Source organism: Streptomyces sp. MB09-01 (assembly GCF_033794505.1).
Taxonomy (GTDB): domain Bacteria; phylum Actinomycetota; class Actinomycetes; order Streptomycetales; family Streptomycetaceae; genus Streptomyces.
Window position 1 is genome coordinate 25,924 of record NZ_JARAYQ010000017.1, and the last position, 23,340, is coordinate 49,263.

Genomic DNA, 23,340 nt, shown 5'->3' on the forward strand with positions numbered 1-23,340 from the left:
TCACATTATTAGAGATCGATCTCTAATAATGTGGAGGGTACTCTCTGATTCATGGCGAGACCACCCCGCTTCGACACCGACCAGATCCTCGACGCCGCCGTCCGGCTGGCGGCCGCCGCCGGACCGGGCGGCGTGACCATGTCCGCCGCGGCCCAGGCGGTCGGCGCGCCGAGCGGCTCCATGTACCACCGGTTCGCCGGGCGGACGGCCCTGCTCGCCGAGGTGTGGCTGCGGACCGTCGAGCGTTTCCAGGAGGGCTACTTCGCCATGCTCCACAGCGACCCCGACCCCCGCAGGGCCGCCCGCGCAGCAGCCCGGCACGTCGTGGCCTGGAGCCGCGCCCACCCGCAGGAGGCCGCGCTCCTGCTGTACGGCCCCGCGGAATTCGGCCGCGTCGACTGGTCCGAGGAGCACACCCGGCGGGCCGACTCCGGCAACCAGCGCGTGTACGCGGCCCTCGCCGCCCTCGCCGACTCCCTCGGCGCGACGGACCCCCAGGGCCGGGACCGCGTCACCCTCGCCCTGATCGACCTGCCGCTCTCGGTCGTCCGCCGTCACCTGCGCGCCGGCGGTCCGCTGCCGCCGCACGCCGAGGACCTCGCCGAGGAGTGCGCGGCGGCCCTGCTCTAGACCTGGTGGACCGCCCCGGGCCGGGTCAGGCCTCCGGCCTCGGGGCGGCTTCGGAGGTGGTGACGCGGGGGAGGGCGTAGGGGTGGTGGGTGACGAGCCAGTCGATCAGCCGCTCGCGGACCGCGCAGCGGAGGGTCCACAGGTCGTCCGCGTCCTTCGCCGTGACCACCGCGCGGACCTGGACGGTGTGCGGTGTGGTGTCCGTCACGGCCAGGCCGCCGCCGCGGCCGTCCCACTCGGGGAGTTCCTGCAGGATCTCCTGGAGCTGCTCCCGCATCAGGGCGAGCGGTGCGCTGTGGTCCAGGTGCCAGAAGACCGTGCCGGTCATCTGCGCGCCGCCGCGCGACCAGTTCTCGTAGGGCTTGCTCGTGAAGTACGAGACGGGCATCGTGATGCGGCGCTCGTCCCAGGTGCGGACGGTGAGGAAGGTCAGGGTGATCTCCTCGACCCGGCCCCATTCCTTGTCGACCACCACCGTGTCGCCGATGCGGACGGTGTCGCCGAAGGCGATCTGCAGGCCGGCGAAGAGGTTGCCGAGCGCGGCCTGGGCGGCGATGCCCGCCACGATGCCGAGGACGCCCGCCGAGGCCAGCATCGAGGCGCCGAACGTACGCATCGGGGGGAAGGTCAGCAGCATCGCCGCAGCGGCGACCACGACCACCACCGCCGTGACCACCCGCTGGATCAGCGTGACCTGGGTGCGGACCCGGCGGACCCGGGCGTCGTCCTCGGCCGCCGCGGCGTAGCGCGCGTACGTCGAGTCGACGGCGGCGGTCGCGATGCGCACCGCCAGCCAGGCCACGGACGCGATCAGCACCAGGGTGAGGAAGCGGCCGACGCCGACGGGGTGGTCGGGGAGGACCCGCGCCCAGCGGTAGGAGCCTCTGAGCAGCGAGGTGCAGAGCACCACCTGGAAGGGCAGCCGGCAGCGGCGCAGCAGACCCCACAAGGGGGTCTCGGTGTGCCGGGCGTCGGCCCGGCGCAGCAGCAGGTCCAGCAGCCAGCCCGCGATCAGGGTGGCGACCAGCGCGCCGCCGATGACGAGGACGGGGCGAAGGAAGTTCTCCATCTCCATGGGACGAACGTAGCGGGAAGCGGTCCGCGGGCACCTTCCGTTCGGCGGCTGGCACGATGGAGGCATGAACATCATGCTTTTCCATTCGACGTACGGGCTGCGGCCCGCGGTGCACGCGGCGGCCGACCGGCTGCGCGCGGCCGGGCACCAGGTCCAGGTGCCGGATCTCTTCGAGGGACGCACTTTCGGGACCGTCGAGGAGGGCATGGCCCACCAGGACGAGATCGGCCGTGACGAACTGCTGAAGCGCGCGGTGCTGGCCGCCGCCCCCCACTCCGACCAGGGCCTGGTCTACGCGGGCTTCTCCTTCGGCGGCTCCGTCGCCCAGCACCTGGCGATGGCCGACGAGAAGGCGCGCGGGCTGCTGCTCCTGCACGGGACGGCGGACCTGGAGGAGGGCGCCTCGGTGGACGAGCTGCCGGTGCAGCTGCACATCGCGGACCCGGATCCCTTCGAGCCGCACGACTGGCTGACCGCCTGGTACCTGCGGATGCAGCGGGCGGGGGCGGACGTGGAGGTCCACAGCTACCCGGGTGCCGGGCACCTGTTCACCGACCCGGACCTGGACGACTACGACGCGGAGGCCGCCGAGCAGTTGTGGAAGGTCGCGATCGGCTTCCTCGACAGCCTGTAGGCGGTACGGACGAGGGCACGGCCGGCGGATGCCGACCGTGCCCTCGTCTTTTGTGCTCGTCGCCGAGGTCAGCCGGCGCGGTACGCGGTCCAGCTGCTGTTCATGCGGGCCACCTGGCCGGCGGTGAACTGGTACATGCAGGAGTCGTACGTGTAGTCCATGAAGTTGCGGATCGGGTCGGCGCCCGGCTTGCTCGCGCAGCTGTCGCGCCCGGTCGGGCACTCGTACGCGGCGCTCTTCTCGGCCGGGGTGTCGGAGACGTAGTCGCCGTTTCCGTTACAGCCGCCCTGGAAGGTGTGGTAGAGCCCCAGCCAGTGGCCGACCTCGTGGGTCGCGGTGTCGCCCTCGTTGTAGTTGGCCGCGGAGCCGCCGGGCAGCGAGCTGTCGAGCACGACCACGCCGTCCATCTTGGGGCTGGAGGCGTAGGAGGTCGGGAAGGTCGCCCAGCCCAGCAGGCCGCCGGAGAGCTTGGCGGTGTAGAAGTTGAGCGCGCCCGGGCCGCCCTTGCGCAGGGTGTTCTTCATGTCCTTCTCGGCCTGGGAGCCGGAGGCCAGGTTGTACCAGGAGGCGTTGTCCGTGTAGTCGGTGGACGCCAGGGTGAACTGGAAGTTCGTGTTGACGTTTCCGGTGCCCTGGCCGCCGTAGGCCGCGTTGAGGACCGCCAGCTGGTTGCTGACGTCCGTGGCCGTCAGCTTTCCGGTCGTGCCGGAGTGCACGACGTGGAAGTACACGGGGATGTTGACGACGGCCTCGGCGGCGCTGAGGCTCCGCTGCGGCTGGTTCTTGAGGGCCTTGTCCAGCTTCGCCTTGAGGTCTGCGTCCATGGCCTTCGCCTGGGCGTCGGTGACCTCGTTGGGCTCGTCCGCGTGCTCGTCGTGGGCGCGGGTCACGCGGGCGTTGGCGGCGCCGGTGGCGGCGGGCTGCTCGGCGCAGAGCTCGGCCGGGGTCTTGGCCGCCGCGAGCGTGGTGGGGGCCGCGAGCGGGGTGAAGGCCAGGGTTCCGGCCAGAACCGCCGTGCCCATCAGGCGGCGGCGAAGAAGGGGGGATATGCGGGCAATTGCGCGCACGTGTGCTCCTCGCGGGTGGGGGGTGGTGGGGGGTGATGGCCTGAAGGATCTTCTTCAGCTGGCGCGAAGCTTATGTGTGCATGACATATTCAGGTCAAGTGTCTTGCGTAAAAGATTTGTTGCCGGAAACGCACATGGGGCGCCTGGTATGTACCAGGCGCCCCATGTGTCAGGAGAATTGACGGTCAATCAGGTAGATCAGCGGACGGGCTGGTACGCCCGCTCCACCTTCTGCGTCCCGTTCAGGGTCCGGTACGAGCGGCTCCACGCGGCCGTGGCGTCCTGCCGCCGCTTGTCGGATACCACGTAGTAGTCCATCTGCGAACGCTCCGTCGTCACGTCCAGCACCCCGTAGCCGTGCGCGTCCATGTCGAGCCACTTCACGTGCCAGTTGGCGGCCTTTACGGCCGTCTCGGCGACGAGCGAGGCGGTGTCCGCGGGCACGTGCAGGATGTCGTCGATGTTGTCGGAAGTCACCGAGGTGACGACGAACTCGGTCGCGGCGGTCCCCGAGCCCGGGTACGTGGCCATGTTCACCGGGACCTCGTTCGCCCAGGCCATGTGGATGTCGCCGGTCAGGAACACGGTGTTCTTGACGTTCCGGTCCTTGAGGTGCCCCAGCAGCTCCTTGCGGTCGTCGGTGTACCCGTCCCACTGGTCCACGTTGACGGCTATCCCGCCCTCGGGCAGGCCGAGGAGCTTGGCCAGCGGCTTCAGCAGGTGCGCGGGCAGCGAGCCGAAGGCCACCGGCGAGATCATCACCGAGGTGCCGACCAGCTTCCAGGTCGCGTTCGAGCCCGCGAGGCCCGACTTGAGCCAGTCCAGCTGGGCGCGCCCGGTGATCGTGCGCTCCGGGTCGTCCACCGTGCCGCTGCCCACCTTGGCCTGCTGGGAACGGAAGGACCGCAGGTCCAGCAGGTGCAGATCGGCGAGGGTGCCGAACCGCAGCCGCCGGTAGACGGTGCCCGCGACGGAGGTGCGTACGGGCATCCACTCGAAGTACGCCTGCTTGGCGGCGGCCGCGCGGGCCGCCCACTCGCCCTCGGCGCCCGGGGTGTGGTTCTCGGCGCCGCCCGCCCACATGTCGTTCGCGAACTCGTGGTCGTCCCAAATGGCGATGACCGGGTGCGCCTGGTGCAGCGCCTGCAGGTCGCCGTCCGTCTTGTACTTGCCGTGCCGCGTGCGGTAATCGGCCAGCGAGACGATCTCGTGCTGCGGCTCGTGCCGGCGCACGACGTACTGCGCCTCCGGGTAGCCCCCGGTCGGGTACTCGTAGATGTAGTCGCCCAGGTGCAGGATCGCGTGCAGATCGGTGCGGGCGGCCAGGTGGCGGTACGCGGAGAAGTAGCCGGCCTCCCAGTTGGCGCAGGAGACCACACCGAAACGGACCCCCGAGGTCGTCACGTCGTGGCCCGGGGTGGTCAGCGTGCGGCCGACGGGGGAGACGGTGGCACCGGCGGTGAACCGGTACCAGTAGGGCGTCTGCGGCTGCAGCCCGCGCACGTCCACCTTGACCGTGTGGTCCGTGGCGGCGCTCGCCGTGACGGTGCCGGAGCCGACGATGCGGGAGAAGGCCTGGTCGGAGGCCACCTCCCAGCTCACCTGGGTGGCCGGGCCGAGGCCGGAGCCGGGTACGGCCTCGGGGGTCGGGGTGACGCGGGTCCACAGCAGGACCCCGTCGGGCAGCGGGTCGCCCGAGGCGACGCCGTGGAGGAAGGCGGGCGCGGCCTGCGCCGCGTGGGCCGCCGAGGCGCCGAGCGAGGTCAGCGGGGCCAGCGCGGCCGTGGCCGCGGCGGCGAGAACGACCGTACGGCGACGGGGAGTCGCCGCGGTCTGAGAAGGGATGAGATGACTGGTCACGACCGGTCACATTACCGACGGGTACAGCTGTTGGAACAGATGTCGGAACGCAACGGGCGGGCGAACTCTGGGAGTTCGCCCGCCCGATGGTGCGGCCTTCCGGAAAGGTGTCCCGGAATGTCCGGGATCAGCCCTGCAGGGCCTTGTCGATCGCCGCCGTGAACTGCTCCGCCGTCTGCGGGGTGTCGATCTTCTTGCCGTCCATCTTCAGCGTGGGCGTGCCCGTCACGCCGGACTTGTTGAAGGCCTTCGACATGTCCATCGCCCACCGGTCGTAGGTGCCGTCCTCGACGGCCTTCTTGAACTCGGCGTTGCCCTTGAGGGCCGGGACCGTGTCCGCGACCTTCAGCAGGTACTCGTCCTTGGCGAAGCTGTCGACGGTCTCCTCGGGGTGCTGCTCCTTGGAGTACAGCGCGGCCTTGTAGTCGAGGAAGGCCTGCGGGCTGACGTTGAGCGCCGCGCCGAGCGCGCTCAGCGCGTTCTTCGAGCCCTCGCCCTTGACGGCGTTGTCGATGAAGGTGGCGCCGAAGTACTGGAGCTTGTACTTGCCGGCGTCCACGTCCTTCTTGATCTGCTCGCCGGCCGCCTGCTCGAAGCCGGCGCAGGCCGGGCAGCGCGAGTCCTCGTACAGCTCCAGCGTCTTCTTGGCGTCGGGCTTGCCGATGACGACCGTGGTGCCGTCCTCGCCCTCGGTGTTCTTCGGTTTGACCAGCTCGGCCTTGGCGGCCTTGTCCCAGTAGCCGGGCTGGTTGGACTGCACGATCGCGTAGCCGACGACGCCGACCAGGCCGAGCCCGGCGACGAGCGCGCCCGCCACGATCACCTGGCGGCGGATCTTGTCCTTCTTGGCCTGCGCCTCGCGCTCGGCGCGCAGCCGCTCGCGGGCCGCCGCCTTGTTCGCCTGGCTGTTGCGTGAACTCATCGTGATCTCCGTGGGGTGTGACGTGTCGAAGGGACTGCTCAGGGCCCCCGGCTACTGCCGGGAGGTGCCCGGTACGTGCGTCAGGCGCGTGCGAGCGCGCCGAGCACGGGAGGCCCCCGTCGGCCCACGGAGTGTGCGGGGAATCGCGTACGGGCCCCGGTGCCCGCGAGGACCGGCCGCAGCAGTCGCCGCACCGGACCGGAGACGGCCCCGGCCGAGGCCACCGCCAGCAGCAGCGGCCGGAAGGCGAAGGCGGCCACCGCGCGCAGCAGCTGCCCCAGGGCCCGCTCGCCGTGGCGCAGCCACCCGGCGGAGAGCAGCCCGACCGAGACGTGGGCGCCGAGCAGCAGCCAGGGCGTCCACGGCCCCGGCGCGGCCAGCAGCGCGGCCGGATCGGTGACGGGCCCGGTCACCTCGGTCAGCGGCCCGCCCACGGGCGTGCCCCCGCACAGCTCGTCCAGGCCCATCGCGCGCAGCGGGCCCGAGACGGGGCCGCCGGCCGGGCCGTAGCAGAGGTGCTGCCCGGCGGTGAAGACGGTGTCGGCGGCCAGCTCCAGCGGAACGAGCAGTCCGGCGATGGGGCCGAAGCCCCGTTCCCGGCCCGCGAGCGCGTAGGCGATCGCGAACACGGCGGCGAAGGCCCCGCCCACCAGCGCGGGCGGCAGCGGAACGCGGGACATGAGGACGTGCGAGCCGGCCGAGAGCAGCACGACGAGCGCGCTGAACAGCGCGGCACGCAGCCCTCGGAGCCCCACTCCTGAAATGTCCATCGCCGCGAGTCTGCCATGCGAACCTGTGAAAGCCGCGTCCCGGGCCCGGCCGCGGGCACGAACTACGAGGTCAGACGCCCGTTGCGGAAGAGGTCCACGAAGATCTGGTGGTCGGCGCGGGCCCGGGCGCCGTAGGCGTGGGCGAAGTCCACGAGGAGCTCCGCGAAGCCCTTCTCGTCGGCCGCGATCGCCGCGTCGATGGCCCGCTCGGTGGAGAACGGAACCAGGGAGTGCCCGCTCTCGGCCTCGTCGGCCGCCGCGTGCATGGTCGCCGTGGCCCGGCCGAGGTCTGCGATCACGGCCGCGATCTCCTCCGGGTCGTCCAGGTCCGACCAGTCCAGGTCCACCGCGTACGGGGAGACCTCGGCCACCAGCTGCCCGGCCCCGTCCAGCTCGGTCCACCCCAGCCACGGGTCGGCGTGGGCCTGCAGGGCGCGCTGCGAGATCACCGTGCGGTGGCCCTCGTGCTGGAAGTACTCCCGCACCGCCCGGTCCGTGATGTGCCGGGACACCGCGGGGGTCTGCGCCTGCTTGAGGTAGATCACGACGTCGTTCTCGAGGGCGTCGCTGTGCCCCTCCAGCAGGATGTTGTAGGAGGGCAGGCCGGCCGAGCCGATCCCGACGCCCCGGCGTCCCACCACGTCCTTGACCCGGTAGGAATCGGGCCGCACGAGGGACTCGTCGGGGAGGGTCTCCAGGTACCCGTCGAAGGCCGCCAGCACCTTGTAGCGGGTGGCCGCGTCCAGCTCGATGGAGCCCCCGCCGGCCGCGAAGCGGCGCTCGTAGTCCCTTATCTCCGTCATGGAGTCCAGCAGGGAGAAGCGGGTGCGGGAGCGGGCCGAGCGCAGCGCGTCCAGCAGCGGGCCCTCGGCGGTGTCCAGCGTGAAGGAAGGCACCTCGTCGTTCTTCGCCCCTGCGGCCAGCCGGTGGATCCGCTCCCGGTAGGCGCCGGCGTAGATCCGCACCAGCTCGCTTATCTGGCCGTCGCTGAGCGCCTTGGTGTAGCCGATCAGGGCGACGGATGCGGCGAAGCGCTTCAGGTCCCAGGTGAAGGGGCCGACGTAGGCCTCGTCGAAGTCGTTGACGTTGAAGATCAGCCGGCCGTTGGAGTCCATGTACGTGCCGAAGTTCTCGGCGTGCAGATCGCCGTGGATCCACACCCGGCCCGTCCGCTCGTCCAGGTACGGGCCGCCGTGCCGGTCCCGCTCCAGGTCGGAGTAGAAGAGGCAGGCGGTGCCGCGGTAGAAGGCGAAGGCGGAGGCCGCCATCTTGCGGAATTTGACCCGGAAGGCAGCGGGGTCGGCGGCGAGCAGCTCACCGAACGCGGTGTCGAACACGTCGAGGATCTCCTCGGCGCGCTGCTCGTCGGTCGTCTCGGGAACCGCCATGGCGGGTGCCTCCTGGTGGTGCGGGGCGGATCGTTGCCGATCGCATTCCGGACAGGTGTCCTCGGGTTCTGCAACGCACGACCGTACTCGTCGGTGCCCGTGAATTGTCACCCGGTCGACGTAGGATTCAGAGCTGCCCCCTCTCTCCCCTCCGGAGGACTCACACCGTGACCAAGCCGCCGTTCACGCACCTGCACGTCCACACCCAGTATTCGCTTCTGGACGGTGCCGCGCGGCTGAAGGACATGTTCAACGCGTGCAACGAGATGGGCATGACGCACATCGCCATGTCCGACCACGGCAACCTGCACGGGGCCTACGACTTCTTCCACACGGCCCAGAAGGCCGGCATCACGCCGATCATCGGCATCGAGGCGTACGTCGCCCCCGAGTCCCGGCGCAACAAGCGCCGCATCCAGTGGGGCCAGCCCCACCAGAAGCGCGACGACGTGTCCGGTTCCGGTGGCTACACCCACAAGACGATCTGGGCGGCGAACGCCACCGGCCTGCACAACCTCTTCCGGCTGTCCTCCGACGCGTACGCCGAGGGCTGGCTCACGAAGTGGCCGCGCATGGACAAGGAGACCATCTCCAAGTGGTCCGAGGGGCTCATCGCCTCCACCGGCTGCCCCTCCGGCGAGCTCCAGACGCGGCTGCGCCTCGGCCAGTTCGACGAGGCCCTGAAGTCGGCCTCCGAGTACCAGGACATCTTCGGCAAGGACCGGTACTTCCTGGAGCTGATGGACCACGGCATCGAGATCGAGCGCCGGGTCCGCGACGGCCTGCTGGAGATCGGCAAGAAGCTCGGCATCCCGCCGCTGGTGACGAACGACTCGCACTACACCTACGCCAGCGAGGCCGGCGCCCACGACGCCCTGCTCTGCATCCAGACCGGCAAGAACCTCTCGGACCCGGACCGCTTCCGCTTCGACGGCACCGGCTACTACCTGAAGTCGACCGACGAGATGTACGCCATCGACTCCTCGGACGCCTGGCAGGAGGGCTGCGCCAACACGAAGCTGGTCGCGGACCAGATCGACACCGAGGGCATGTTCAAGTTCCGGAACCTGATGCCGAAGTTCGACATCCCGGACGGCTACACCGAGGTCACCTGGTTCCGCGAGGAGACCATGCGCGGCATGCACCGCCGCTACCCGGGAGGCATCCCGGAGGACCGGATGAAGCAGGCCGAGTACGAGATGGACACGATCATCTCGATGGGCTTCCCGGGCTACTTCCTCGTGGTCGCCGACTTCATCATGTGGGCCAAGAACCAGGGCATCGCGGTGGGCCCGGGCCGAGGCTCCGCGGCCGGCTCGATCGTCGCCTACGCCATGGGCATCACCGACCTCGACCCGCTCACCCACGGCCTGATCTTCGAGCGCTTCCTCAACCCCGAGCGCGTCTCCATGCCCGATGTCGACATCGACTTCGACGAGCGCCGGCGCGTCGAGGTGATCCGGTACGTGACCGAGAAGTACGGCGCCGACAAGGTCGCCATGATCGGCACGTACGGCACCATCAAGGCCAAGAACGCGATCAAGGACTCCGCCCGCGTCCTCGGCTACCCCTACGCCATGGGCGACCGGCTCACCAAGGCCATGCCCGCCGACGTCCTCGGCAAGGGCATCCCGCTCTCCGGCATCCTCGACCCGCAGCACCCGCGCTACGGCGAGGCCGGCGAGATCCGCGGGATGTACGAGAACGAGCCGGACGTCAAGAAGGTCATCGACACCGCCCGCGGCGTGGAGGGCCTGGTCCGCCAGATGGGCGTGCACGCCGCCGGCGTGATCATGTCCAGCGAGACGATCACCGACCACGTGCCCGTCTGGGTGCGGCACACCGACGGCGTCACCATCACCCAGTGGGACTACCCGAGCTGCGAGTCGCTCGGCCTGCTGAAGATGGACTTCCTGGGCCTGCGCAACCTCACGATCATGGACGACGCCGTCAAGATGGTGAAGGCCAACAAGGGGATCGACATCGATCTCCTGGCCCTCCCGCTCGACGACCCCAAGACCTTCGAACTGCTCGGCCGCGGTGACACCCTCGGCGTCTTCCAGTTCGACGGCGGCCCCATGCGCTCCCTGCTGCGCCTGATGAAGCCCGACAACTTCGAGGACATCTCCGCCGTCTCGGCCTTGTACCGGCCGGGCCCGATGGGCATGAACTCGCACACGAACTACGCCCTGCGCAAGAACAAGCAGCAGGAGATCACCCCGATCCACCCGGAGCTGGAGGAGCCCCTCGAAGAGGTGCTCGCGGTCACCTACGGCCTGATCGTCTACCAGGAGCAGGTCCAGAAGGCCGCGCAGATCATCGCCGGCTACTCGCTCGGCGAGGCCGACATCCTGCGCCGCGTGATGGGCAAGAAGAAGCCCGAGGAGCTGGCGAAGAACTTCGTCATCTTCCAGGAGGGCGCGAAGAAGAACGGCTACAGCGACAAGGCCATCCAGGCCCTGTGGGACGTCCTGGTCCCCTTCGCCGGCTACGCCTTCAACAAGGCCCACTCGGCCGCGTACGGCCTGGTCTCCTACTGGACCGCCTACCTCAAGGCGAACTTCCCGGCCGAGTACATGGCAGGGCTCCTCACCTCGGTCAAGGACGACAAGGACAAGTCCGCGATCTACCTGAACGAGTGCCGGCGCATGGGCATCAAGGTGCTCCCGCCGAACGTGAACGAGTCGGAGCCGAACTTCGCCGCCCAGGGCGACGACGTGATCCTCTTCGGCCTCACTGCCGTGCGCAACGTCGGCCAGAACGTCGTCGAGTCGATCATCAAGACCAGGAAGGCCAAGGGGAAGTTCTCCTCGTTCCCCGACTTCCTGGACAAGGTCGAGGCCGTCGTCTGCAACAAGCGGACCGTGGAGTCGCTGATCAAGGCCGGCGCCTTCGACGAGATGGGCCACACCCGCAAGGGCCTGGTCGCCCACCACGAGTCGATGATCGACAACGTGGTCGCGGTCAAGCGCAAGGAGGCCGAGGGGCAGTTCGACCTCTTCGGCGGGATGGGTGACGAGGGCGCGAGCGACGAGCCCGGCTTCGGCCTCGACGTGGAGTTCTCCGACGTCGAGTGGGAGAAGTCCTACCTGCTCGCGCAGGAGCGCGAGATGCTCGGCCTCTACGTCTCCGACCACCCGCTCTTCGGCCTGGAGCACGTGCTGTCCGACAAGACGGACGCCGGGATCTCGCAGCTGACCGGCGGCGAGCACTCCGACGGCGCGGTCGTCACCATCGGCGGCATCATCTCCGGCCTCCAGCGCAAGATGACCAAGCAGGGCAACGCCTGGGCCATCGCCACCGTCGAGGACCTGGCCGGCTCCATCGAGTGCATGTTCTTCCCCGCGACCTACCAGCTCGTCTCCACCCAGCTGGTCGAGGACACGGTCGTCTTCGTCAAGGGCCGCCTCGACAAGCGCGAGGACGTCCCCCGCCTCGTCGCCATGGAGATGATGGTCCCCGACCTCACCTCGGCCGGCACGAACGCCCCGGTGGTCCTCACCATCCCCACCGTCAAGGTCACACCGCCGATGGTGACCCGTCTGGGGGAGATCCTGCGCCACCACAAGGGCAACACCGAGGTGCGGATCAAGCTCCAGGGGCCGCGGACCACCACCGTGCTGCGCCTCGACAAGCACCGCGTACAGCCCGACCCGGCCCTCTTCGGCGACCTGAAGGTGCTGCTCGGGCCGTCCTGCCTGGCCGGATAGCGACGCCCGCCACCGGCGCCGTACGCACGGAAGGGCCCGCCCGGCGTTCCCGGGCGGGCCCTTCCGTCACATCACGTCGCGCGTCGTCAGTTGTGGCCGAACTTCTTCTGCTTGCTCTTGTGGGCCAGATCCATCGGACTCGGCGACGGGTTCACCGACTCGGACGGGCTGTCCATCGAGCCCTTCGACGGGCCCTGCGAAGAGCGGGCCTGCTGCTGCTTCGACGGCTGCTTCTGATTCTTGTTCTTGGCCATGGTGGAGCCTCCGTGAGGGTCTAGGGGCCAGGACCGCCTTCACACTCACACAGCGCCCGAAACCGCGCATTTTGGATCATTGCTGCGTGTAGCCGAACGGCCCTTCCCGGCCGCCCCGTGAGATCCGCCACGCCGATGATCGAGTTCCGGCCTTCAACACCCTTGAGGTCGGGCAGACTCGGGGCACCCGTCGAAAAACACAGAGGACCCCCAGGGAAGAGGGTGGAACGCGTGGACCGCTGCGTCGTCCTGGTGGACGCCGGCTACCTGTTGGGCGCCGCCGCCAGCCTTCTCGCCGGGGAGCCCTCCCGCTCCCGGATCACCGTGGACCATGCCGCCCTCATCCAGGGCCTGCGCGAGCGGGCCGAGGCGGACACCGAGCAGCCCCTGCTGCGCATCTACTGGTTCGACGGCGCACCCGACCGGGTGCCGCAGCCCGAACACCGGCGGCTGCGCGTCATGCCCCGCGTCACCGTCCGGCTGGGTGCCCTGACGCGCAGCGACGGCCGCTGGGCCCAGAAGGGCGTCGACGCCGCCATGCACGCCGAGCTCACCGAGCTCGCCCGCAACCGCGCCTGCTCCGACGTGGTCCTGGTCACCGGAGACGGCGACCTGCTGCCCGGCCTCATGTCCGCCAAGGAACACGGCGTCGCCGTCCACCTGTGGGCCGTCCAGGCCGCCGACGGGGACTACAACCAGTCCGAGGACCTCGTGGCCGAGGCCGACGAACGGCGCGTCCTGGACCGGGCCTGGATCACCCGGGCCGTCCGCGCCAAGGACCTCACCGGCCTGTGCTCGCCGCCGCCCGCACCGCGCCCCGACATCGCCGCCATCCTCTCGGCCCCGCTGCCCGAGGCGGCGCTCGCCGAGGCCGCCCGCAACGGCACCGCCGCCACCGGCGACGACGACCATGAGGGGGCACCCGTACCGGCGCCGGCCGCCCCCGGGGGCAAGGCCGTCCCCACGCCCAAGGACCTCGCCGGATCCCTGCGCGCCCCCGGCCCGCCGAGCGGCCCGCAGACCGGGTCCGGCAGCGCACCGGCCCCCGCCAGCGCCCTGCGCTGGTCCTCCGACAAGGGCTGGATCGATCGGGCCGGACCGCTCGGGGAACCCGCCGAGACCGCCTCGCTGCCCACCCTCGCCCAGCTCACCAGCGCCGAACAGCGCTGGGCGGACCGCGAGGAGGACATCACCACCGTCGGCGGCGACCCGTTCGAGGTGGGACAGGTGTTCGCCCGGCGCTGGATGGAACGGCTCCCCGAGACCGTGCACCTGCAGAAGCTGGCCACCATGTACCCGCGCATCCCGCACCGCATCGACGGCGAGCTGCTGCGGTACGCCGCCCGCTTCGGGCTGCTCGCGCACAAGGACGACCAGATCGACGAGCACGACCGGTACGCCATCCGCGCCGGGTTCTGGAGGGAGATCGACGTCCGCGCGGCCGCCGAGCACGTGGCCGCCGTACCGGCCGCCGGGCCCGGAACCGGTCCCGGCGACCTCGGTGCGCCGCTGACCCCGGCGGCCGAGTAGGGGCGGGAACCCCGTAGGCTGCTCCCTCGTGAGTACGGGCACAGCACAAGCGGAAAACAGCACGGCGGCGGCCGCGGGAGCGGCTTCGGACGTGATCTGCGCGGTGCGTGACCTGGTCAAGACGTATCCCGCCGTACGCGGCCGGCGCGGGGCCCCCGCACTCCCCGAGACCCGCGCCAGCGACGGCGTCTCCCTGGACGTGCGGCGCGGCGAGATCTTCGGGCTGCTCGGCCCCAACGGCGCCGGCAAGTCCACGCTGGTCCGCCAGCTCACCGGCCTGATGCGGCCCGACGCGGGCACGGTGACCCTCCTCGGCCACGACCTCGTGCGCCACCCCGAGCGGGCCTCGCGCCTGCTCGCCTACCTCGGGCAGGAGTCCACCGCCCTCGACGAGCTCACGGTGGCGCTGGCCGCCGAGACCACCGGGCGGCTGCGCGGGCTCGACGCACGCGCGGCCCGGGCCGCGCGCGACGCCGTACTGGAGGAGCTCGGGCTGACCGAGATCGCCGGGCGGCCCCTGAAGAAACTTTCCGGCGGACAGCGGCGCCTCGCCTGCTTCGCCTCCGCACTGGTGGGGGAGCGGCCCGTGCTGGTCCTCGACGAGCCCACCACCGGCATGGACCCGGTGGCCCGGCGGGCCGTCTGGTCGGCCGTGGACCGCCGGCGCGCCCGGCACGGCGCGACGGTGCTCCTCGTCACCCACAACGTCATGGAGGCCGAGACCGTCCTCGACCGGGTCGCCGTCATCGACCAGGGCCGCGTCATCGCCTGCGACACCCCGGCCGGACTGAAGGCCAGGGTCTCGGGCGAGGTCCGGCTGGAGCTCGTGTGGCGGGAGACCGCTCCGCTGGACGTCCCCGAGGTCGCGGCGCTGCGCGAGCTCGCCGTCGAGTCCGGACGGCGCTGGGTCCTGCGGCTCGGCCCGGACGAGGCCCGCGCGGCCGTCGCCTCGGTGACCGGCGGCCCGGCCTTCGCCGCCCTGGACGACTTCACGCTGGCCACGCCGAGCCTCGAGGACGTGTACCTCGCGCTCGGCGGAAAGACGAAGGGCCTGGTGAAGTCTTGAGCGACCGTCCGGCAAGCGCCGCCCCGCCGGCTCCGGTTCCCGTCGGGGAGCCGGCCGCCGCGCCGCTGGCCCCGCGGGCACGGTTCCTGCCTTCGCTGGCCGCCGTGTACCGGGCCCAGCTGTCCCGGGCTCGGGTGGCGCGGATCCCGCTGCTGTTCGTGGCCACCTTCCAGTCCGTCGGGATCATGATCCTGATGAGGGGCGTGGTGGACGGGGGCTCGGAGGCCCGGGCCGTCGTCGCGGGCTCCTCCGTCCTGGTCGTCGCCTTCGTCGCGCTGAACCTGCTCGCGCAGTACTTCGGGCAGCTGCGGGCGAGCGGCGGGCTCGACCACTACGCCACCCTGCCGGTGCCGCCCGCGTCGGTGGTGCTGGGCGCGGCCGCCGCGTACGCCTCCTTCACGCTGCCCGGAACGCTGGTCACCGCCGTCTTCGGGTGCGTGCTCTTCGGCCTGCCGATGAGCGGGCTGTGGATCCTGGCCGCCGTGGTGCCGCTGGCCGGGGCCGCGCTGGCCGGGCTCGGCGCGGCGCTGGGGCTGCTGGCACCGAGGCAGGAGCTGGCCACGCTCGCCGGGCAGCTCGGGATGTCGGCGGCGCTGCTGCTCGGGGTGCTGCCGCCCGAGCGGATGCCGGGCCTGATCGTGTGGGCGCGGGACCTGCTGCCGTCGACGTACGGGGTGGAGGCGTTCGCACGGACCTTCGCCCCCGAACCGGACTGGGCCGCCGTCGCCCTCGACCTCGGCGTGTGCGCAGCGGTCGGGGTGCTCTCGCTGGCCGCCGCCACCTGGGCGTACCGGCGGGCCGCGGTCCGCTGAAGCGGTCCGGCGACGCCGCCGCCGGGCACACCTGGCACGATGTGGGGGTGACCGAAGCCGTGACCCCGCCGTCTCCTTTCGACCCGCCGTCGCTCCCGCCCGAGAAGCCCGGCGGAACCGCCTCGGCCATCACCCCGGACGACATCCGGGACGGGGCCGTCGTCGCCCTCCTGGTCGGGACGGCCGGCCTGCTCCTCGGCCTGCTGTGGGTGTGGCTGGCGCCGCGCGTGCAGTACGTCGCCAACGGGGACGCCGTGTTCCTGCGCAACAGCGAGAGCGAGGCGCGGATCGCGTCCGACGGAACCTTCTTCCTGCTGTCGGTGGGGCTGGGCGTGCTGAGCGCCGTCGGCGTGTTCCTGTGGCGCCGCGCCGGGGGCGTGCCGCTGGTCATCGGGCTCGCGGTCGGATCCGGCTTCGCCGCGCTGGTGGGGTGGCGGTTCGGGCTGTGGCTGGGGCCGTCCTCGGACCTGGCGGCCGCCGCGGCCAAGGCCGGACAGGGGGTGCCGTTCGACGCCCCGCTGCAGTTGCTGGCGCACGGGGCGCTGCTGGCGTGGCCGATGGCCGCGGTCCTGGTCCACCTGGGCCTCACCGCCCTCTGGGCCCCCCGCGACCCGGAACCCGCCCCGGTCTACGGCTGGTCCGGCTACTACCAGCCCCCGCAGGGCGACCCCGAGCCCCCGCGCGGCTGAAAGGCCCCGAGCCCCGCGTCCCGGACGTCGGCGGGGCTGGGCCGCGGGCGTCGTACCCGGGGCTAGGCTCGGGCCGTGGGACAGCCCGAGCAGCGCGCCGAAGGCGCAGGACCGTTCACCACCCGGCTCACCTGGCACCGGCCCGAAGGGGAAACGGTGGTGTGGGAGTCGCGGCCCGCGCGCAGGCGCGGGGCCCTCTCGGTCCGCGGTCCGGGGGAGACGGTCGACCGGACCACCACCGCCGACGCCGAAGCCCTCCACCGCCTCCGCAGGCTCAACGCCCTCGCCTCGGGGGCGTTCGTCATCGGGGGAGCGCTCTTCGCCCTGGGCGCCGCGGCGTCCCAGTTCGGCGCGGGCGACGCGCTGGAGAGCGCCGCGATCTACTTCGTGGGGGGCCTGTTCTTCAACACCGGGGGCTACACCTCGCTCCTGCAGGTGCTGAACGCGCCCCGCCACGACCCGGGCGGCGGCGGACTGGTCACGTCCGCCTGGAGGTGGTGGGGGTACGAGCCGACGCGCCTGGACTGGCTGAGCACGTTCGTGCTGTTCGTCGGGACGCTCGTGTTCGGCGTCAACCTGCTGGACTCGTTCCTGCAGGGGCTCACCGTCCAGGAGGTCAACCGGCTGATCTGGACTCCCGACGTGATCGGGTGCGTGCTGTTCCTGGTCTCGGGGCACCTGGCGTTCGCCGAGATCTGCCATCGGCCCTGGCCGTGCCTGCGCTCGCGCAGCCTCGGCTGGTGGATCGTCGCGGTGAACCAGCTCGGGTCGGTGCTGTTCATGCTCTCCGCGCTGGCCGCCTTCACCCGCCCCGCCACCGGAAGCCTGGTCAACACCGACATCGCCAACTGGGGGACGCTGACCGGAGCCCTGTGCTTCTCGCTCGGCGGTGTGCTCCAGGCCTTCGAACGGCCCTAGGGGCGGGCGATCGGGGCCAGGACGGCCGACGTGAGGGAGGTCAGGTCCGACGGGGCGAGCTCGACCTCCAGGCCCCGGCGGCCCGCCGAGACGCAGATGGTGGCGTGCCCCGAAGCCGACGCGTCGATCACCGTGCGCAGACGCTTGCGCTGCCCCAGCGGCGAGATGCCGCCGCGCACGTAGCCCGTGGTGCGCTCCGCGAGCGCGGGATCGGCCATCGCCGCCCGCTTGCCGCCGGCGGCCGTCGCCAGCGCCTTCAGGTCCAGCGACCCCGAGACCGGGACCACCGCCACCGTGAGGACCCCGTCCACGTCGGCGACGAGGGTCTTGAACACCTGGGCGGGCGAGACGCCCAGCGCCTCCGCGGCCTCCTCGCCGTACGACGGGTGCGCCGGGTCGTGCTCGTACGCGTGCGTGGTGAACGGGACGCCCGCCGCCGTGAGGGCCACGATCGCCGGGGTGCCGGCCGCCTGCTTCGTCTTCTTCGCCATCGCCTCGTCCGTCAGTTCGGGCTGGTCGGGGAACGGGTCAGGTCCACCGCCGGCAGCGACGGGAGGTGGCGGATCACCGCCGTCTCCGTGCGCAGCAGCTTCAGTTCCTCCGCCAGCCGGGTCGCCGTGTCCGGGGCCTGCAGCAGCCGCTGCTTCGCCGGGATGTCCAGCACCGCCGCCGCGGCCACCAGGTAGGACACGACCGACGGCTCGTCGGGGAGCTCCGCGCCCGTCAGGGACCGTTCGCGGGCCCCCGCCAGCCGCTTCTGGTAGTTGCGGAACGCCCGCAGCACCCCCTCGGCCAAGACCCCCGCGCCGTCGCCCGAGTCCTCCGGGAGCTCTTCCAGCTCGGCCGTCAGGAAGGGGCCCGAGGAGTCGACCGAGAGCAGGCGGACCCGCGTCGTGCCGGTCGCCAGGACCTCGAAGCTGCCGTCCTCCCGCTCCCGGATCGTCGCCGCGTCCGCGATGCAGCCCACCCGGTGGAAGGCCTGGATCGGGTCGGAGCCGAAGCCCGCGGCGGGACCCCGCTCGGGCAGGGCGGTCTGGTCCGGCAGACCGGGCGCGGTGGGTGCCACCTCCCGGCCGTCGCGGATCGCGACGACGGCGAACCGGCGCGGCTCCTCCTCGCCCGTCTTCAGCAGCTCGCGCATCATGGCGCGATAACGCTCCTCGAAGATGTTCAGCGGGAGGACGAGTCCCGGGAACAGCACCGAGTTCAGCGGGAAGAGGGGCAGGCGAACGGTGGTCACGAGGCACAGGGTAATCGCCCGGGCACAGGCCCCGTCACCCCCGCCTCAGCAGCCGGGACGCCCCCGCGGCCACCGTCGTGGCCAGGATCCAGCCCATGATGACGAGGCCTGCCGCCCCCCACTGCCAGCCGCCCTCCAGCTTCCACTGGCCCTGCTGGCCGAGGTCGATCACCGGGAGCAGCAGATCCAGCGCGTACAGGGCGGCGCTCCACTGCGGATGCTCGTCCTCCTTGAGGGCCGGCGGATCGAGCTGGGAGAACATCAGCGCGCCCGCCGCCCACAGCACCGCCATCCACAGCGCGGCCCGGCCCGGGCGGTACCCGTAGACCACCGTCCAGTCCTGGAGGTACCCCCACGCCTTCGGCCCCGGCGGCAGCGTGGCCCGGCGCCGACGCTGCTTGGCCAGCAGCACCTCGCGGGCGTCCGCGTCCTCGCCGCTGGCGCGCAGGACGGCGGCCAGCCGCTCGTACGGTTCCGGCGAGTACTCGGGGGTGGCCGCCGCCACCCAGGCCAGGCGCCGGGCGAGGGGGAAGTGGCCGCGCGGCGCGAGGTTCTCGTAGACGAATCCCTCTATGGACACCCCGCCCGGGCCGGGCCAGCTCGTGGAGGTGTCGACGAGCTTGACCACCTTGGACCCGGACACCACGACACGGCCGTGCTCCGGCCGTTCGCCGACGAAGCGGAACTCGGGGGTCTGGATCCGGCGCAGGGATATCTCCTGCTGGTCCGTGAGCTCGAACCGCGCGCCGTAGAAGTCGATGGCGTCCCCGAAGCGGCCGTCGTCCAGCCGCAGCCCGCCCCGGCACTCGAAGCGCTGCGCCCGCTGGCCGCGCACCGGGGTCGGACCGAGCCCGTACGGGGGAGTGGAGGAGCCGTCGCCGCCCTGTACGTAGCCCAGCGCGATCGAGGTCAGGTACAGGGTCCGCTCGACGGTCAGCTGCGGGGCGTTCAGCGCGTACCGCCCGGAGGGGTTGAGCAGGCGGGCCCCGCGCAGGTTCATCGACACGCCGACCTTGGCGCCGCGCAGGCTCACCTCCCCGTACGTCTCCAGCAGCTCGCCCTGGAAGTCCTGCGCGACCGACAGCCCGTCGGCGGCCACGGCCCGGCCCTTGCTGTCCCGCTGCACCACGGCCTGGCTGACCAGCAGGTCGGTGCCGATCTGGGCGTCCGTCAGCCGGATCCCGCGCGCCACCCGGCAGCGCGGCAGGTGCAGATCGCCCTCGGTGTGCAGGCGGGCCGCCTCCAGCCGCGGTATCGCGCAGTTGATCAGGCGCAGGGTGCCGAAGCGGGCCTCGGACAGCTGGATCTCGCTGTCGAAGCGGCAGGACTGGAGCTCCACGTACGGGGCCACCGTGCCACCGGACAGATCCAGCCGCCCGGTGATCCGCACCCCGCGCAGCTTGAGGGAGGCCACCCGTCCCGGCACCGGCGGCGGCCCGTGGAGCAGCAGCAGGGCCACCACCTGGGCGCGGACGCTGCGCCCGGGCCCCCAGACGCGGTCGGCGTGCGGGTCGTCCTGCCCGGCGGCGCGGGCGCTGAGGTCGCAGATGCTGCCGGTGCGGAACGCCTCCCACATGCGGCGCTCGGAAGCGGTGAGATCCGCCGGTTCCTCGTCCGCGCGTGCGTCGGTCACGGCGGCCCCCCTCCGCTGGCATGTACGTGTAGGGGAACGCTAACGGGCGCCCGTGACATCCGGGGCGTGTATCAGCCAGTGATACGGGCGAACGGTGGCGCGAGGCGGTCTGAGAGAATTGGGAGGTGATCTCTCGTATCGACCTGCGCGGTGACGCCCTCCCCGAGGGTGGCGCCCTGCGCGATCTGCTGCCCCGTGCCGAGTTCGACGTAGAAGCTGCCCTGGAGAAGGTGCGGCCCATCTGCGAGGACGTCCATCATCGTGGCACGGCGGCGCTGATCGAGTACGCGCAGAAGTTCGACGGAGTCGAGCTCTCGCAGGTCCGGGTACCCGCGGAGGCCGTCAAGGCCGCCCTGGAGCAGCTGGACCCGGCCGTCCGCGCCGCCCTGGAGGAGTCGATCCGGCGCGCCCGGATCGTGCACCGCAACCAGCGCCGCACCGAGCACACCACCCAGGTGGTCCCCGGCGGAACCGTGACCGAGAAGTGGGTTCCGGTGGAGCGCGTGGGCCTGTACGCCCCGGGCGGCCGCTCGGTGTACCCCTCCTCCGTCGTGATGAACGTCGTACCGGCCCAGGAGGCGGGCGTCGAGTCGATCGCGCTCGCGTCCCCGCCGCAGAAGGAGTTCGGCGGCCTGCCGCACCCGACGATCCTCGCCGCGTGCGCGCTGCTGGGCGTCGACGAGGTGTACGCGGCCGGCGGCGCGGTCGCCGTCGCGATGTTCGCGTACGGCACCGAGGACTGCCTCCCGGTCAACATGGTGACCGGCCCCGGCAACATCTGGGTCGCCGCCGCCAAACGCTACTTCACCGGGAAGATCGGCATCGACACCGAGGCCGGCCCGACCGAGATCGCGGTCCTCGCGGACTCCACGGCCGACCCGGTGCACGTCGCCGCCGACCTCATCAGCCAGGCCGAGCACGACCCGCTGGCCGCCGCCGTCCTCGTCACCGACTCCGCGGAGCTCGCGGACGCGGTCGAGCGGGAGCTGGAGCCGCAGGTCGCCGCGACCAAGCACGTAGAGGACCGGATCAAGCCCGCGCTCGCCGGCAAGCAGTCCGCGATCGTGCTGGTCGACAGCCTGGAGGACGGCCTCAAGGTCGTCGACGCGTACGGCGCCGAGCACCTGGAGATCCAGACCGCCGACGCCGCGGCCTGGGCCGCCCGTGTCCGCAACGCCGGCGCGATCTTCGTCGGCCCGTGGGCCCCGGTCTCGCTCGGCGACTACTGCGCCGGGTCGAACCACGTGCTGCCCACCGGCGGCTGCGCCTGCCACTCCTCGGGCCTGTCCGTGCAGTCCTTCCTGCGCGGGATCCACATCGTCGACTACACGCGGGACGCCCTCGCCGAGGTCACCCACCACGTGGTGACCCTCGCGGAGGCCGAGGACCTGCCGGCGCACGGCGCCGCCCTCAAGGCCCGCTTCGGATGGAAGGTTCCCCAGGCGTGACCGGCATCGACGACCTCCCCATCCGGGACGAGCTGCGCGGCAAGACCCCGTACGGCGCCCCCCAGCTCGACGTGCCCGTCCAGCTGAACACCAACGAGAACCCGTACGAGCTCCCCGCGGAGCTCGTCGCGCGGATCGCCGAGCGGGTGGCCGAGGCCGCCCGCACCCTCAACCGCTACCCCGACCGGGACGCGGTCGAGCTGCGCACCCAGCTGGCCGCCTACCTCACCCGTACGGCCAAGCATCCGGTCGCGCGGGAGAACGTATGGGCCGCCAACGGCTCCAACGAGGTCATCCAGCAGCTGCTGCAGACCTTCGGCGGGCCCGGCCGCACCGCCCTCGGCTTCGAGCCCTCGTACTCCATGCACGCGCTGATCTCCCGCGGCACCGGCACCCGCTGGATCTCCGGCCCGCGCCGGGAGGACTTCACCATCGACGTGGCGGCGGCGGAACGGGCGATCGCCGAGAACGCCCCCGACGTCGTCTTCATCACCTCGCCCAACAACCCCACGGGTACCGCGGTCGAGGCGGAGACCGTCCTCGCCCTCTACGAGGCTGCGCAGGCGGCCAAGCCCTCGCTCGTCATCGTGGACGAGGCGTACGTCGAGTTCAGCCACCGCGACTCGCTGCTGCCCCTGATCGAGGGCCGCCCGAACATGGTGGTCTCCCGGACCATGTCCAAGGCCTTCGGCGCGGCCGGCCTGCGCCTGGGCTACCTGGCCGCGCACCCCGCCGTCGTCGACGCCGTCCAGCTGGTGCGCCTGCCGTACCACCTGTCGGCCGTCACCCAGGCCACCGCGCTGGCCGCCCTGGAGCACACCGACACCCTGCTCGGCTACGTCGAGCAGCTCAAGGCCGAGCGGGACCGGCTGGTCGTCGAACTGCGGGCCATCGGCTACGAGGTCACCGAGTCCGACGCGAACTTCATCCAGTTCGGGAAGTTCGACGACTCCCACACCGCATGGCAGAAGATCCTCGACCGGGGCGTCCTGGTCCGTGACAACGGAGTACCGGGGTGGCTGCGCGTCACCGCCGGCACCCCGGCAGAGAACGACGCGTTCCTGGAAGCGGTTCGCGCACTGAAGAAGGAGCAGCACGCATGAGCCGCATCGGACGGGTCGAACGGACCACCAAGGAGACCTCGGTCCTCGTCGAGATAAACCTCGACGGCACCGGCAAGGTCGACGTCTCGACGGGCGTGGGCTTCTACGACCACATGCTCGACCAGCTCGGCCGCCACGGCCTCTTCGACCTCACCGTCAAGACGGACGGCGACCTGCACATCGACAGCCACCACACCATCGAGGACACCGCCCTCGCGCTGGGCGCCGCCTTCAAGCAGGCCCTCGGCGACAAGGTCGGCATCTACCGCTTCGGCAACTGCACCGTGCCGCTCGACGAGTCCCTCGCCCAGGTGACCGTCGACCTGTCCGGCCGCCCGTACCTCGTGCACACCGAGCCCGAGAACATGGCGCCGATGATCGGCGAGTACGACACCACGATGACCCGGCACATCCTGGAGTCCTTCGTCGCGCAGGCGCAGATCGCCCTGCACGTCCACGTCCCGTACGGGCGCAACGCCCACCACATCGTGGAGTGCCAGTTCAAGGCCCTCGCCCGGGCCCTGCGCTACGCCGCCGAGTTCGACCCGCGCGCGGCCGGCATCCTGCCCTCCACGAAGGGCGCCCTCTAGC

General features: G+C 71.5%; 21 protein-coding genes. 11 read left to right on the forward strand and 10 right to left on the reverse strand.

What is annotated here, in order from left to right; all coding sequences use genetic code 11:
• Window positions 1-51: 51 nt before the first annotated feature.
• The gene (locus PV721_RS05995; protein WP_319721767.1) at window positions 52-630 is read left to right on the forward strand and encodes a TetR/AcrR family transcriptional regulator; all 579 of its coding nucleotides are present in this window, start codon (window positions 52-54) and stop codon (window positions 628-630) included.
• 25 nt (window positions 631-655) lie between these two features.
• On the opposite strand, the gene PV721_RS06000 is transcribed toward PV721_RS05995, so the two are convergent.
• On the reverse strand, window positions 656-1,699 hold the full coding sequence (locus tag PV721_RS06000) for a mechanosensitive ion channel family protein (protein ID WP_319721800.1): 1,044 nt from the start codon (window positions 1,697-1,699) through the stop codon (window positions 656-658).
• Between the two features lie 70 nt (window positions 1,700-1,769).
• On the opposite strand from PV721_RS06000, the gene PV721_RS06005 reads away from it, so the two are divergent.
• Window positions 1,770-2,339, forward strand: coding sequence for a dienelactone hydrolase family protein (locus PV721_RS06005; RefSeq protein ID WP_319721768.1), 570 nt, complete (start codon window positions 1,770-1,772; stop codon window positions 2,337-2,339).
• 68 nt (window positions 2,340-2,407) lie between these two features.
• On the opposite strand, the gene PV721_RS06010 is transcribed toward PV721_RS06005, so the two are convergent.
• The 5 genes from PV721_RS06010 to PV721_RS06030 form a co-directional block, all read right to left on the reverse strand.
• On the reverse strand, window positions 2,408-3,361 hold the full coding sequence (locus PV721_RS06010) for a zinc metalloprotease (protein WP_319721801.1): 954 nt from the start codon (window positions 3,359-3,361) through the stop codon (window positions 2,408-2,410).
• A gap of 243 nt (window positions 3,362-3,604) precedes the next feature.
• Window positions 3,605-5,266, reverse strand: a complete 1,662-nt coding sequence (locus PV721_RS06015; protein WP_416371034.1) for an alkaline phosphatase D family protein — start codon at window positions 5,264-5,266, stop codon at window positions 3,605-3,607.
• Window positions 5,267-5,393: 127 nt separating this feature from the next.
• On the reverse strand, window positions 5,394-6,188 hold the full coding sequence (locus PV721_RS06020; protein WP_319721769.1) for a DsbA family protein: 795 nt from the start codon (window positions 6,186-6,188) through the stop codon (window positions 5,394-5,396).
• Window positions 6,189-6,268: 80 nt separating this feature from the next.
• Window positions 6,269-6,958, reverse strand: coding sequence for a hypothetical protein (locus PV721_RS06025; RefSeq protein ID WP_319721770.1), 690 nt, complete (start codon window positions 6,956-6,958; stop codon window positions 6,269-6,271).
• Window positions 6,959-7,020: 62 nt separating this feature from the next.
• Window positions 7,021-8,346 (reverse strand): DUF2252 domain-containing protein, encoded by a 1,326-nt coding sequence (locus PV721_RS06030; RefSeq protein ID WP_319721771.1) that lies wholly within the window; start codon window positions 8,344-8,346, stop codon window positions 7,021-7,023.
• Window positions 8,347-8,513: 167 nt separating this feature from the next.
• Here PV721_RS06030 and dnaE point away from each other — a divergent pair, with 167 nt between their 5' ends.
• On the forward strand, window positions 8,514-12,056 hold the full coding sequence (gene dnaE / locus PV721_RS06035) for a DNA polymerase III subunit alpha (protein WP_319721772.1): 3,543 nt from the start codon (window positions 8,514-8,516) through the stop codon (window positions 12,054-12,056).
• A gap of 86 nt (window positions 12,057-12,142) precedes the next feature.
• Here dnaE and PV721_RS06040 read toward each other — a convergent pair whose 3' ends face one another.
• Window positions 12,143-12,310, reverse strand: coding sequence for a hypothetical protein (locus PV721_RS06040; RefSeq protein WP_319721773.1), 168 nt, complete (start codon window positions 12,308-12,310; stop codon window positions 12,143-12,145).
• Between the two features lie 222 nt (window positions 12,311-12,532).
• Here PV721_RS06040 and PV721_RS06045 point away from each other — a divergent pair, with 222 nt between their 5' ends.
• The 5 genes from PV721_RS06045 to PV721_RS06065 all read left to right on the forward strand — a co-directional run bounded on the left by PV721_RS06045 (window position 12,533) and on the right by PV721_RS06065 (window position 17,325).
• On the forward strand, window positions 12,533-13,840 hold the full coding sequence (locus PV721_RS06045; RefSeq protein WP_319721774.1) for an NYN domain-containing protein: 1,308 nt from the start codon (window positions 12,533-12,535) through the stop codon (window positions 13,838-13,840).
• 28 nt (window positions 13,841-13,868) lie between these two features.
• Entirely contained in the window at window positions 13,869-14,906 is a 1,038-nt protein-coding gene (locus PV721_RS06050; protein WP_416371035.1) for an ABC transporter ATP-binding protein, read from the forward strand.
• Window positions 14,903-15,718: an ABC transporter permease gene (locus PV721_RS06055; RefSeq protein ID WP_416371036.1), complete on the forward strand. Its 816-nt coding sequence runs from the start codon at window positions 14,903-14,905 to the stop codon at window positions 15,716-15,718. The genes PV721_RS06050 and PV721_RS06055 overlap by 4 nt, the downstream gene beginning before the upstream one ends.
• 47 nt (window positions 15,719-15,765) lie before the next feature.
• Entirely contained in the window at window positions 15,766-16,407 is a 642-nt protein-coding gene (locus PV721_RS06060) for a hypothetical protein (RefSeq protein WP_319721775.1), read from the forward strand.
• 75 nt (window positions 16,408-16,482) lie between these two features.
• Complete coding sequence (locus PV721_RS06065; protein WP_319721776.1) at window positions 16,483-17,325, forward strand: hypothetical protein; 843 nt, start codon at window positions 16,483-16,485, stop codon at window positions 17,323-17,325.
• Here the strand turns inward: PV721_RS06065 and ybaK are convergent.
• The 3 genes from ybaK to PV721_RS06080 are packed head-to-tail and all read right to left on the reverse strand — an operon-like array spanning window position 17,322 to window position 20,198.
• Window positions 17,322-17,816, reverse strand: coding sequence for a Cys-tRNA(Pro) deacylase (gene ybaK / locus PV721_RS06070; RefSeq protein ID WP_319721777.1), 495 nt, complete (start codon window positions 17,814-17,816; stop codon window positions 17,322-17,324). The two genes, PV721_RS06065 and ybaK, sit on opposite strands and share 4 nt — an antisense overlap.
• Window positions 17,817-17,827: 11 nt before the next feature.
• Complete coding sequence (locus tag PV721_RS06075) at window positions 17,828-18,565, reverse strand: LON peptidase substrate-binding domain-containing protein (protein WP_319721778.1); 738 nt, start codon at window positions 18,563-18,565, stop codon at window positions 17,828-17,830.
• Between the two features lie 34 nt (window positions 18,566-18,599).
• On the reverse strand, window positions 18,600-20,198 hold the full coding sequence (locus PV721_RS06080; RefSeq protein ID WP_416371037.1) for an oxidoreductase: 1,599 nt from the start codon (window positions 20,196-20,198) through the stop codon (window positions 18,600-18,602).
• Window positions 20,199-20,323: 125 nt separating this feature from the next.
• Between PV721_RS06080 and hisD the strand changes: the two genes are divergently transcribed.
• The 3 genes from hisD to hisB are packed head-to-tail and all read left to right on the forward strand — an operon-like array spanning window position 20,324 to window position 23,339.
• On the forward strand, window positions 20,324-21,646 hold the full coding sequence (hisD, locus tag PV721_RS06085; RefSeq protein ID WP_319721779.1) for a histidinol dehydrogenase: 1,323 nt from the start codon (window positions 20,324-20,326) through the stop codon (window positions 21,644-21,646).
• Entirely contained in the window at window positions 21,643-22,749 is a 1,107-nt protein-coding gene (locus PV721_RS06090; protein ID WP_319721780.1) for a histidinol-phosphate transaminase, read from the forward strand. Before hisD ends, PV721_RS06090 begins: the two co-directional genes overlap by 4 nt.
• Complete coding sequence (hisB, locus tag PV721_RS06095; protein ID WP_030707279.1) at window positions 22,746-23,339, forward strand: imidazoleglycerol-phosphate dehydratase HisB; 594 nt, start codon at window positions 22,746-22,748, stop codon at window positions 23,337-23,339. Before PV721_RS06090 ends, hisB begins: the two co-directional genes overlap by 4 nt.
• Window position 23,340 lies beyond the last annotated feature (1 nt).